10 protein-coding genes are annotated in these 12,676 nt (G+C 41.0%); 1 reads left to right on the top strand and 9 read right to left on the bottom strand.

What is annotated here, in order from left to right; genetic code table 11:
• From HMPREF2837_RS05425 to mecA, 3 genes are all read right to left on the bottom strand, one after another.
• Positions 1-692, bottom strand: a 692-nt coding sequence (locus HMPREF2837_RS05425; RefSeq protein WP_148131819.1) for a YSIRK-type signal peptide-containing protein, incomplete at its 3' end; no start/stop codon positions are given.
• A 1-nt stretch (position 693) separates the two neighbouring features.
• Complete coding sequence (locus HMPREF2837_RS05420; protein ID WP_049548811.1) at positions 694-1,257, bottom strand: TIGR01440 family protein; 564 nt, start codon at positions 1,255-1,257, stop codon at positions 694-696.
• Positions 1,258-1,770: 513 nt separating this feature from the next.
• Positions 1,771-2,505 (bottom strand): adaptor protein MecA, encoded by a 735-nt coding sequence (gene mecA, locus HMPREF2837_RS05415; RefSeq protein ID WP_049548810.1) that lies wholly within the window; start codon positions 2,503-2,505, stop codon positions 1,771-1,773.
• 124 nt (positions 2,506-2,629) lie between these two features.
• Between mecA and HMPREF2837_RS05410 the strand changes: the two genes are divergently transcribed.
• Positions 2,630-4,108, top strand: coding sequence for an oligosaccharide flippase family protein (locus HMPREF2837_RS05410; RefSeq protein WP_049548809.1), 1,479 nt, complete (start codon positions 2,630-2,632; stop codon positions 4,106-4,108).
• 340 nt (positions 4,109-4,448) lie between these two features.
• Here the strand turns inward: HMPREF2837_RS05410 and HMPREF2837_RS05405 are convergent, their stop codons facing one another.
• From HMPREF2837_RS05405 to HMPREF2837_RS05380, 6 genes are all read right to left on the bottom strand, one after another.
• Positions 4,449-5,708: a TRZ/ATZ family protein gene (locus tag HMPREF2837_RS05405; RefSeq protein ID WP_049548808.1), complete on the bottom strand. Its 1,260-nt coding sequence runs from the start codon at positions 5,706-5,708 to the stop codon at positions 4,449-4,451.
• Positions 5,709-5,825: 117 nt separating this feature from the next.
• The gene (locus tag HMPREF2837_RS05400; RefSeq protein ID WP_049548807.1) at positions 5,826-7,574 is read right to left on the bottom strand and encodes an ABC transporter ATP-binding protein; all 1,749 of its coding nucleotides are present in this window, start codon (positions 7,572-7,574) and stop codon (positions 5,826-5,828) included.
• Position 7,575: 1 nt separating this feature from the next.
• Positions 7,576-9,300: an ABC transporter ATP-binding protein gene (locus HMPREF2837_RS05395; RefSeq protein WP_075230722.1), complete on the bottom strand. Its 1,725-nt coding sequence runs from the start codon at positions 9,298-9,300 to the stop codon at positions 7,576-7,578.
• A gap of 49 nt (positions 9,301-9,349) precedes the next feature.
• Positions 9,350-10,288: a peptide-methionine (R)-S-oxide reductase MsrB gene (gene msrB / locus HMPREF2837_RS05390; RefSeq protein ID WP_049548805.1), complete on the bottom strand. Its 939-nt coding sequence runs from the start codon at positions 10,286-10,288 to the stop codon at positions 9,350-9,352.
• A gap of 124 nt (positions 10,289-10,412) precedes the next feature.
• A complete protein-coding gene (gene thrB, locus HMPREF2837_RS05385) occupies positions 10,413-11,282 on the bottom strand; it encodes a homoserine kinase (protein ID WP_049548804.1) in 870 nt (289 codons plus the stop codon).
• A gap of 1 nt (position 11,283) precedes the next feature.
• Positions 11,284-12,570, bottom strand: coding sequence for a homoserine dehydrogenase (locus HMPREF2837_RS05380; RefSeq protein WP_049548803.1), 1,287 nt, complete (start codon positions 12,568-12,570; stop codon positions 11,284-11,286).
• Between the last annotated feature and the right edge of the window lie 106 nt (positions 12,571-12,676).

Here is a 12,676-nt window from a genome sequence, read left to right as displayed (position 1 = left end):
ATCTCACCTGTGTAAGCTGGCAATTCTGGTTGAATCAGAGATTCACCTTCATGGCCTGCTTCTTGCGTTCCCTTAGCAGTAGCAATTTGTTCTGGTTGTTCTTGGAAATCTGATGCTTTAAAGTAACCTACGTATTCGTATCCTTCGATCTGAATGACACCTTTGGCTAAGTCCTCTTGACTACTTGCAGCAATCGTTTGGTTGTAGGACACTAAGATTTTATTCTCAAATGCTTGAGCTGACTGAGGGATAAAGTAACTACCACCTAGAGCTCCAATAAAGAGAATACCCAACATTTTATTGCGGTGTTTTTTAGACATCACAACGACAACCATAGACGCTGTTGCAAAACCGAGAGTTGCCAATGCCAACTCCTTGCTTCCAGTGTTAGGCAATTGTTGAGAATTCACTTCCTTCTTTCTGTAAACAAGATAGACAACATCATCTTGTTTTAAATCTGAAGGGAGTTCGCGATGGATCAAAGCTTTTTCTGCTTCTGTCAATTCCTGTTCAGCCAAATAACGGTAATGAACTTGGCTAGGTGTCGCTACTTCGTTAGCTGCAACAGTTTCAACTAAAAAGTTGTTCGCTCCCAAAAGAAATGTCCCGATAACTGCAGAACCTACACCAACTGAGAACTTCCGAATAGAGTATTTGATGACTTTATCAAACTGCATTTTTCTGTTTTTCATTTTAAATCTTTCTAATGTGATCTATTGGATATTGAGCACGCGCTCCTCCAATGAGTTTTGGTCGGCTTGCAAGTGCCGTTACATGAGCATGACCAATCTCTCTTAGGACTGGTCGAATGGGTACCTGAACATGTTTGATATGCATCCCAATAGCAGTATCTCCGATGTCCAAACCAGCATCTGCTCTAATAAATTCGACCTCCACAGGATCCTTCATATAGCGAAAGGCGGCCAATTGACCAGAACCTCCTGCATGCAAGGTCGGGAGTACACTTACAATCTCCAACTGATATTTTATAGCCACTTCTCGTTCAACAACTAGAGCGCGATTGACATGTTCACAACCTTGAACAGCTAGGTGAATCCCCTTAGCCGTCAACAGCTCCAACATTGTCTTGACGATTAGCTCACCAATCTCCTGACTCGAATCTTTTCCGATGTGTCCTCCCAGCACTTCACTCGAAGACAAACCCAAGACAAATAGTGCTCCCTCCTGTAAAGAAGCCTTGTCTAGTACATCTTCAAGAATCTGCTGTGTTTCTATTTGAATCCGTCTTTGGTCCATATTTCACCTCGCTTTTTTTCATTCTATCATATCGTTTTTCATCAATTTTAGCAAGGTTGGAAAAGATAGGGGTCCATTTGCTAGGACTCAAAAACTATATGAGGGCTCTTTTCAAAAACTGATTCAAATTTTATCTATTTTCAAATATAAACTAAAATTATACTTTGAAAACAAAAAAAATATAATAGTTTAGTAAAATCGTTGCTGTAACAACATTTACACCTAAAAGATTTGTCAGTTGATTCGATTCTAAACTACCGAAAAGCAACTTCTATCATTCTACCCCATTTCTTCCATTAAAGCTACTACTTTGTTTAATTTTTTGGACTTTTTTTCTACCTTGTATTAATCTTTAATCATATCAGAAAACTTTCATGAAATGATGCATAACCTTTAATTTCACTCTCGAATTATACTATGGCAGATTTTTAAATACAAACTGAATCCAATTTTTCAAAAATCTAAAATTTACAACAAAAACAGAGAAGATCTCCTTCCCTGTCTTTTTCTCTATTAAACTTTTTGGAGTCCTTGAACCGCATCATGATTGATGAGCACTTGACCATATTCTTGTAGAACCGAACGGCTGATATCACTATCATCAGCAAATTCCCGCATACGAGCCAATAACCAAGCTGGATAAAGACTTGGATAATCTTCTACATCAACCAAGACTGTTAGATAGTATTGGTCGTTCATCTTATAAAGCTCTGAAGTCTCCATTTGATAAGTAACTGTTTTGGCAAAAGAAACCAAACTAGTTAAGTTGTCAAAGCGTAGGATGTAGTAGATATAAGGTTCTCTTTTTCCTTCTTCTTCGAGGGCTTCATCAAGCGCTGCTTCCTCTTCCTTTTCAACCTGTTCTAAAGATTGAATGGCTTCAATATCGTCTTTAGTTTTTTCTGCCATAGTTTTCTCCAAGGTTTTCAAAAACTCATCTGGAGACATTTTAGCTAACTCATCCATATCAGGAAGATCTGCCAAATCTTCAAAGTCCAAATTCTGATCAATCTTTGACTTAGTTACAAAGACATCAACCTTGTCAGGCTTTGGAGTCACTCGGAAGCTAAGCATACCTGTGTCCAAGAAACTGTCTGGCATTTCTAGTTCATCCAAAATTGCGTAGAAAAATTCTTCTGTTTTCTCTTGTGGAACGAGAAAGTCTGCGATTTCCATCCCTCGATCCATCAAATCCTCTAAAGACATGGTGATCTTTAATGTCGTATCACTGATTTGTTTCATTTTCATAGTTCATAACCTCATACTTTCAGTTCTATCTATTATACAAGATTTCACAGATTTTATCAAAAGAATGGCGTTGGAATGTGATATAATACTAGTATCTATTTTAGAATGTAAGAAAGAAAGTTTCATGAAAAATATAAAAGTTAATGCTTTGGCTAGCTTGCTGGTCAATATCTTAAATATCGTTTTTCCTTTGATTACTAATCCCTATCTAACGCGGATTCTTAGTAAATCCAATTACGGTTACTTCAACACTGCCAATACTTGGGCGAGCTTTGTCATTCCACTCGCCGCCTTTGGGATTTATAATTATGGGATTCGAGCTATCAGTAAGGTTAAGGATGATAAGAATAAGATCAATTATGTCTTTTCTAAGTTGTTCTATATCTCAGTCATTACTTCAATTCTGACAACAGCTATCTATTTCCTCTTTATTCATTTTGATACTAGTATTGTCAATCTGAAAATCCTTTACTATATCCTTGGAATCCAAGCTCTCTTCCAATTTCTGAATATCGAGTGGATGAATGAAGCCTACGAGAACTATTCTTTTATCCTTTATAAAACACTAGTGATTCGTATTGGAATGTTAGTGGCTATCTTTGCCTTCGTTAAGACACCTGATGATATCGTCCCTTATGCCACAATCATGAGTGCAACAACTATCATCAACTATCTGCTCAGCTTCCTCTGGATTAAACGAGAGGTCTCCTTTGTCAAGATTGAGTTCATCGAACTTCTCAAGTCATCTAAACCTCTCTTAACCATGCTCCTTCTAGCAAATGCTAATATGCTCTATACCTTGCTAGACCGTATGTTCATAACTAAAGGACCTGATGAGAATTTTATCTCCTACTACACCATTGCCTCCAGTATCGTTATGCTGATTGCTAGTGTCCTTAGTGGAGCTATCAACGTCAGCATCCCACGACTTGGTTATTATCTAGGAAAAAAAGATTTTACTTCTTATAAAAATTTGGTCAATCAGGGCGCATCCCTCTTTTACTTCCTCATGGTTCCTACCAGTATTGGTATTATGGTTTTGGGAACCTATGCTACAGTTATCTACTCTTCTGAGAAATATCTAGAAGCAGGAATCGTAACGAGTATCTTTGCCTTTCGTACCATTATCTGGGCTATCGAATTAATCCTTGGAAAACAGATTATCTTTATTAATGACCATGAAAATCGTTTGACTGCTTTCTACTTTATCGGTGGCGGTGTCAATGTAGTCCTAAACTCACTACTCCTTTTCAATAATATCTTTAGTCCTGAATACTACATTGGAACAACCATTATAGCTGAATCAATCGTGGTACTGCTAGAAATTAGCTTTATTCAGAAGCACAAACTATTGGATTTGAGAGAAATTTTTACAACTCTGGCTCGCTACACAATCGTGTCACTTGGTTTCATCCCAATTTATTATGTTTTTAAAACCCTCTTCCAAGTTCATAGCTATGAAGTTACGATGAAGATGATTAGCATGGTTCTTTCTACAATCGCAGCTTGTGGCATCTATTACGCTATCACACTCTTTATTATCAAAGATAAAACACTTCATTATGCGCTTGACTTAGTTCGTTCTAAGATTAAAAGAGGATAGAGGTCTTTATCCTTCTCAAAAATATTCAAATTAAATATGATACAACAAAAGAGGCTGGGACAAAAGTCCTAGCCTCTCAATTGTCTTTGGATTGTCGTGCAAGACGCAGTGGTTGAGTGGGCTCTACTACGCTGATTTCATCAGCTTTTACAGCCCTACTCAACTGTGCGTAGGTGGGACGACGAAATCGAATTCTAACGAATTACCGATTTCTGTCCCACTCTCTTTTCTATGCATCCAAGAGCATCATGGACAATAAATACTCACTCAATGAACACGTTATACTAAACTAGGTCAAGACAACACCGACCTAGCTTTAAAAAATTAGAAAGAGTATCACTTACAAATCTACTGTTAGTACCTTCCCAGCTCTCACAACTTGCTCACCTGCGATGTATACATCGTCAACATCACTGGATTTGACAGCATAAACTAAGTGAGAAAGCATGTTTTCTTGAGGTTGGAGATGGATTTTGCCTTGGGGTTGAATAACGAGAAAATCAGCTTGCTTGCCGATTTCCAAACTACCAATCTCATCTTCCATTCCCAACACCTTAGCACCCTCGATCGTCAGGGCCTTGAGGACAGTTTCGATTGGAAATTGGCTGGCATCACCACTCTTCATCTTCTGCAAGAGTGCTGCAGTCCGCCCTTCCTCAAACATATCCAGGTTATTGTTAGAAGCAACTGAGTCAGTCGCAATACCGACTGGCACTCCTGCTTTTTGAAGTTGGATGACTGGGGCAATCCCTGAGGCTAGTTTAAGGTTGCTGATAGGATTGTGGGCGATAGCGACTTTCGAATCTGCCAAGCGGGCAATCTCTGCTTCATTTAACTCCACACCGTGAGCAAATACAGCCTGATGATCTAAATACCCAAGTTCATCTAGAAAGGCTATTGGACGTTTACCATAACGTTTCAGGATAATCCCTGACTCTTCTTTTGTTTCTGCAACGTGGATATGGAGTGGAATATCTTCTTCTTTTGCTAGGTTCAAGCTAGCTTCTAACAATTCTCGACTACAACTGTAGGGCGAATGAGGGGCCACCATGACCTTGAAATTGGGATCCCGATATCCTTTGATTGTCTCGATAACAGCCCGTGTTCTTGCTATAGTCTCATCAGTCATCTCCACATCTGAAGAAAAGAGGGTTGGAGAAAAATAGCAACGCATCTTGGAGGCCTTGACCGCTTCATAAATCTTCTCTATCTCCACACCATTGGGATTATACATATCATTGAAAGTTGTCGTTCCTGATTGGAGCATCTCTGTTAGCGCCTCTTTGACAGCCTTTGTGGTCATATCTGGTGTGAACTCTGCTTCTGCCGGCCAAATATAGTCCTCTAGCCATTCGTGGAGATTGCTATCATCACAAATGCCTCTCAAGCCTGTCATGGCAGAGTGAGTATGGCAGTTAACCAAGCCAGGCATAATCCAGGCACCCTGACAGTCTATGATTTGATCTGCTTGTTTAAGAATCTCTTGATTTTCCTGACCGACATAGACGATTTGAGAATTTTCAAGAGCCAAGATACCATCCAAATAGACGTGGAAATCTTGGTCACAAGTCACGATATTTACATGCTGAAAGACTTTCATCCCTAGGCTCCTTTTCTATATAAGTATTCATACTGGATAATTTTTCTAGCTATTGTAACAAAAAAGTCACCCGAAGGCAACTTTTACTTTGTATTTGCTTAAGAAACTAGGTAAAGTCTATTCTGGACTAAAAGCCGCTGCTTCTTGCATTTGATAGTATTTGCCTTTTCTCGCCATGAGTTCCTGATGATTGCCATATTCGACAATATCTCCATCGACCAAGACAAGAATCAAATCAGCATCTTGAATGGTCGATAAACGGTGGGCAATGATGAAGCTTGTCCGCCCCTTCATGAGTTTGGCAAAGGCATCCTGAACCAAGACCTCTGTTCGGGTATCGATGGATGAAGTCGCTTCATCTAAGATAAGAATCTTAGGAATGGCTAGAAAGACACGGGCAATGGTTAAGAGCTGAGCCTGACCTACAGACAAGGATTCACCTGCATTTTCAAGCTTGGTATCATAACCCTGTGGCAATTGTTGGATAAAGAAATCCGCATTTGCTGACTTGGTTGCTGCAATGACCTGCTCTCGGCTAGCATCAGGATTGCCAAAGGCAATATTGTCATGAATGGTTCCCTGCTTGAGCCACGTTTCTTGAAGCACCATCCCAAATTGTTGCCTCAAGGATGCTCTAGTATAGTCATAAATGGAATGACCGTCTAGCAAAATATCCCCTGAGTTAATCGGGTAAAAACGCATGAGGAGATTGATAAGGGTAGATTTACCAGCACCTGTTGGTCCAACGATGGCAACCTTACTACCAGCTGGGATATCGATAGATAAGTCCTTAATCAAGATCTTTTCAGGATTGTAACCAAAAGAAACATGTTTAAAGGAAATAGCTCCCTTGACTTGGTCGCTGTTCAATTCTTTAAGACCAGTCTCTGTAACCTCTGGACTTTTTAGAACAGCATAAACACGTTCTGCACAAGCTAAGGCGCTTTGCAACTCGGCTAAGACTGATGAAATATCGTTAAAAGGCTTGGTATACTGCTGCACATAGTTCAAAAAGGTCACTAAACGCCCAACCGTCAAAGTAGAACCCGCCATGATGCGCAAGGCTCCAACACCAGCTAGTAGTGCATAAATAAGGGCATTGACAAAACGGGTGGAAGGATTGACTGTCGATGAATAAAAGATAGCCGACTGAGAATAACCTGCGTAGTTGTCATTTGCCTCATGAAGTCTCTCGATAAATTCTTCCTGAGCATTGAAGGACTGGATAATGTTCTGTTGGGTGAGCGATTCTTCTATCAACTGAGTCTGAATCCCCCTAGTCTCTGTCTGCTTTTGAAAGAGATGGTAGGATTTCTTAGCGATAAAGCGTGAAATGACCATAGATAGAGGTGTTAAGAGCAGAACCAAGAGAGTCATCAATAGATGGATTTGGAGCATAGCAAGGATGCTGACCAAAATCATCAAAACTCCTATAAAAAATTGGTTGAAAATCATATTCATACCCGCTGCCAACTGCTCGATATCTGTCGTTACACGGCTGACCATTTCCCCACTACCTTGTCTATCTACCAGGGCAATCGGAAGTCGATGGAGCTTTTCAATGATTTTTTCGCGCAAATCTTTAGTATAGGAGAAAATCACTCGATTATAGAGGAGAGGATTGGCCCATTGTACCAGCGTATTCCCAATGACCACCAAAATCATCTGGAGGAAAATCTGCCAAAATGCTTGAGTTGAACCATTGACTAGGACTTGGTCAATCACCTGTCCAATCAAGATTGGCAGATAGATTGATAGGGCTACCTGAGCAATGGTACCCAAGAAAGCCAGGAAAAGAAGGACGGGATGGCCAGCTAAATCTTTTGCTAATCGTTTAAGGGTTTGACTTGCATGTTTGCCTTTCATTCTAGTCCTCCTTTCCATGTTGGGATGCATTGATTTCACGATAGACTTGGCTAGTCTCCATCAATTCCTCATGATTTCCAAGCGCTAATTGCTCCCCTTTCTCTAAAAGGAGAATTTGATCAGCAATCTTCAAAGTCGAAGTCCGTTGGGAAATCAAGATCAAGCTGGTGTTTGGTAGCTTATCTTGAACAGCCTTCAGAAGATTGGACTCAGTAATGGTATCAAGAGCCGAAGTCGCATCATCCAAGATGAGGAATGGTGCTCGACGCAAGACTGCCCGGGCAATCGATAAACGTTGCTTTTGCCCACCTGAGAAATTACGACCACCTGCTTGGACCTCTGCGTCCAGCTGCCCTTCCTTATCACTGACAAAATCCTTGGCTTGGGCAATTTTTAAAGCCTGCCAGAGTTCTTGGTCAGAGACTGTTTCTTCCATACCCAGAGTCAAGTTAGAACGAATGGTTCCCTTAAAGAGTTCAACCTTTTGAGAAACATAAGCCATCCAGGAACGCCATTCAGAAAGATTGCGAGGACTACGTCCATCTCGATAAAGGGAAATGCTTCCCTTATCTGCCGTATAAAGGCCAAGTAGGACCTGTACCAAACTTGACTTACCAGAACCAGTCCCCCCGATGATTCCAAGAATTTGTCCTTGTTGCATAGCAAAAGAAAGATTTCGCAAGGATGGTTGAGCAGCATCTGGGTAGGTAAAGCTCAAGTGATGAACATGTAAAACTTGATTCCCAGACACTTTTCCCACTTGAATCTCAGAATGAATATCTTCAGGTTCTTCAGCAAAGACTTCTTCAATCCGCTTGGCAGAAATATAGGACTGGTTGAGTGAATTAATGAGCATGGCTAGTTTTATCAACTCTACCAATATTTGCAGGAGGTAGTTGATTAAAGCAATCAAGGCACCTTGACTGAGCCAGCCTCCCTTGATAGAAATATAACCATTCCAGATAATCACCAGCAAAGTTCCATTAACGATCAAATAGGTCAAGGGGGTCAAGAGAGTTGACCAGTAGCCTGTTTTCATTTGGATAGCTGTATAGACTTGATTGAGTACTTGGAAGTTCTCGATTTCTCGTTTTTCTTGGCCAAAGGCACGAATCACGCGCATCCCTTGTATCTGTTGGCGTGTTTCCTGAACCAGCTGGTCTGTTTTCTTTCTCAAAATACTATAGAGAGGATTGACCAAGCGTGATAACACGACAATGACAAAGGACAAAATGGCAACCATGACCAAAAACCAGAAGGTCAATTCAGGCGAGAGACGATAGGCCATAAATATAGCTCCAAAGACGATAATGGGAGCCCTTAAAAATAGGCGTAAAAATTGATTGATCCCTGTCTGAATCTGATAGGTATCTGAAGTCAAACGCGTCACCAAACTCGAGGTCGTTAAACGGTCTCTACTATCCTTGGGCAAGGAAAGAATATGACGATAGAGGTCATTGGTCAACTCCTTGGCAAATCCTACTGCTGCCTTGGCTGAGTAAAACTGAGCAACTAAGGCTACCAAAACGCCGATAACCGCAAAAACAAAGAGGAAACCCATTTGCATCCAGAGGTGACCCTGATCTTTTTGGGGGATAGATTGGTCGACAATCCCAGCTATCACCATGGGAACCAAGAGTTCAAAAACGGCTTCTAGCAACTTAAACAAGGGCGCTAGGAAAGACTCCTTTATATAAGGTTTAAAGTAAGAAAGTAAGTGTTTCATGTGTCCCTTCTATTTCCAAAATGAAGAAGGTGGAAAAACCACCATCTTTTTACTTATTCAAATATGGAAGCAGGTAGCCATAACCAGCCTCTTCCATTTCATCCTTAGCAATGAATCGTACGGATGCTGAATTGATACAATAGCGTAAACCACCTAGTTCCTGAGGTCCGTCTGTAAAGACATGTCCCAAGTGAGCATTACCCGAACGTGAACGAACTTCGATACGTTCCATACCATGACTCAAGTCCTGGTAATAATGAATGAGTTCCTTGGAAATAGGACGGCTAAAGCTTGGCCAACCACAGCCTGAGGCAAACTTATCCTTGGCAAAGAAGAGGGGCTCACCAGTCGTGATATCGACATAAATTCCTTCCTCAAAAGTTTGGTCATAAGCATTGCTAAAGGGAGCTTCCGTCGCTGCCTCTTGGGTAACTCTATAAGACTCTTCTGACAAATTTTCTCTTAAATCTGCCTGACTCGGTTTTTCGTAGTTAGCAGCGTCTATCAGTGGTTTCTCCGCATCTCTCACATCAATGTGGCAATAGCCACCAGGATTTTTCTTGAGATAGTCTTGGTGATAGTCTTCAGCCAAGATATAGTGACGTAGTTTCTCCACTTCTACCGCAATTTTACGACCGATGAGGAGTTCTTGTTCGCGAACTACTGTATTGATCGTTGGTAGATCTGCTTCTTCTTTGTAATAAATCCCTGTGCGGTACTGACGACCACGGTCATTTCCTTGTTGGTTGACAGAAAGGGGATCGATAACTCGGAAATAATAGAGTAAAATCTCACGAAGCGATACCACCTTTTCATCGTAGACGACTTGCACTGTCTCTGCGTGATCTGTTTCTTTGATTAATTGATAATTGGTAGTTTCAACTTGACCATTGGCATAACCAACACTTGTTTGCAGCACTCCAGAAATACGTGAAAAGTATTCTTCCAAGCCCCAAAAGCAACCACCTGCTAAATATATTTCTGCCATTTCAAATCCTCCTTGATCTTCTGTCGGTCGACAAAACTGGGAATCATTTCATATCCCATATTTCATTTTCAAAAAAAGGACAGGAAGCCCTCTAATAGAGAGTTTCCCCATCCTATTGTTCTGTTTATTTTTCTTCGACGCGAGCGCCTTGTGTATCTACTTGCAAATCATGAAGCTTGCCTTTGAAAGGTTGCTTTTCAAGCTCAGCCTTAATTTTAGGCATCTTGTCAGGATCAGCCAAGACCATAACAGTCGGACCAGCACCAGACAAGTAGGTCGCATAAGCACCGTTTCTCTTGGCAACTTTTTTTATGGTCGCAAATTCTCGCACCAAATCTTGACGGTAACGCTCATGGAAAAGATCACTTTCAATAGCTTGTCCTGCTTTGACCATGTCTCCAGTCAGCAAGGCTGCAATCGCTACATTGGCGATAGAACTTGCTGCAACAGCTTCTTTATAAGAAAGTTTCTTGGGCAAGACACCACGACTATCTCGAGTACGCAATTCATAATTTGGAATGTAGGCTAGAAAGGCACACTCTGGAAAAGGCGCCACAACTGCTGAAACCTGACCTTCTACCGAACTAGCAATTACGAGATTTCCATAGATAGCAGGTGCAACATTATCAGGATGTCCTTCAATCTTAGTCGCCAATTGCAACTTATCGTGATCCGTTAATTTTAGGTTCCCTAATTGATTTGCTAATTCAATCCCAGCAACGATGACCGAGCTCGATGAACCTAGCCCACGCGCAAGCGGAATATCACTGACCATCTTCAAACGTCTAGGTTGGAGGTCTGGAACAATTTGTAGAGCAATCTTCAGCAAAAGATTACGTTCATCACGTGGAATCCATTTGCCTAATTGGTGCTCGATCATCCATTCTTCACGTTCCTCACAAACCTGAATTTCTAGATACTTAGTTACAGCTACGCCAACCGAGTCAAAACCAGGACCCACATTGGCACTTGTAGCAGGTACAATAATCTTCATCTTAGTCTCCTAAAACCTTGAAGGTGTTGAGAAGTTCAAACTCGGCTACACCCTTCAAAGCTGCTGTAATAGTTTCAAGTTGCGCCTTGTTGATTTTATGAGTGATGATAACAACACGAGCCTTGCCTTCTTGCTTACCATCTTGAAGGATTTGCTTGAAGGAAATATCTTCTGCATTAAAGAGCTCAGCCAATTTCAAGACTTGACCTTTTGAATCTGGAGCCAAGATTGAGAAATAATAATTAGCTTTGACATCTTCTGGCTTAGCCAAGACTACTGGACGGTTGTATTCATTAAAGGCTTTTCCAATTGTTCCATCATTCAGACGACGAACGATGCGGGCAATATCAGCCACAACACTTGTTGCAGTTGGTTTTTGACCAGCACCTGGTCCATAGTACATAGACTCGCCGATACCGATAGACTCTACAAAGACTGCATTCATAACACCATTAACACTTGCAAGCGGGTGAGTCTTAGGAAGGAAGGTTGGCGTAACCTCAGCAGCAATACCAGAAGCTGTTTCTTCGATAGAACCAACTAATTTCACAACATAACCAAGTTCTTGAGCTACTGCCACATCTTCTGGAGTGATGTTGCGAATTCCTTGGTGACCCACATCTTCAAACTTGACATTCATCCCAAAAGCAAACTGACTGAGGATGACCATCTTGTAGGCTGCATCAATACCGTCAACATCATTGGTTGGGTCGCTCTCAGCAAAGCCAAGTCGTTGGGCTTCTGCCAAAGCATCTTCATAAGACCAGCCTTCTGTTACCATTTTGGTCATCATAAAGTTAGATGTTCCGTTCACAACACCAAGAACACGTGTGATTTTGTCTGATGCTAGTGAGTTAACCAAGGTACGAAGGATTGGGATTCCTCCTGCAACAGCTGCTTCGTAGTATAGGGCAACATTGTGAGCTTTTGCAACCTCAAGCAATTCTGCACCATGGACTGCCAAAAGATCCTTGTTAGCTGTCACGACGTGTTTCCCTGCTTCTAAAGCACGAGTGATAAATGTTTTAGCAGGTTCGATACGCCCCATCAACTCAACAACGATCGTGATGTCTTTGTCTGACAAGATTTCATCGATATTTGTTACAAAATTAAAATCATTTCCTGCTTCAAGCAAGCGGGCTTTCTCTTGATCGTCTTTGACCAAAACCTTGGCTACTTCAATTTCTGAATGTGCTGCTTGAACAATTTTTTCTCCATTTTCCTTTAACAAGAATGGTACACCACTGGCTACTGTACCAAATCCAAGTAAAGCAATTTTAACTGACATGTTTGTCTCCTCGATATTTTCTAATAGTCCTATTATACCAAAATTGTGAGAAAATTCCTACCATTCTGAACTAAAAACATACTAAGATTAGTAGTGAAGAAATCTC

The organism is Streptococcus sp. HMSC071D03 (genome assembly GCF_001812125.1).
GTDB lineage: Bacteria > Bacillota > Bacilli > Lactobacillales > Streptococcaceae > Streptococcus > Streptococcus pseudopneumoniae_N.
The sequence above is the reverse complement of the archived record's forward strand: the minus strand, read 5'-3'. Positions and strand labels throughout refer to the sequence as shown.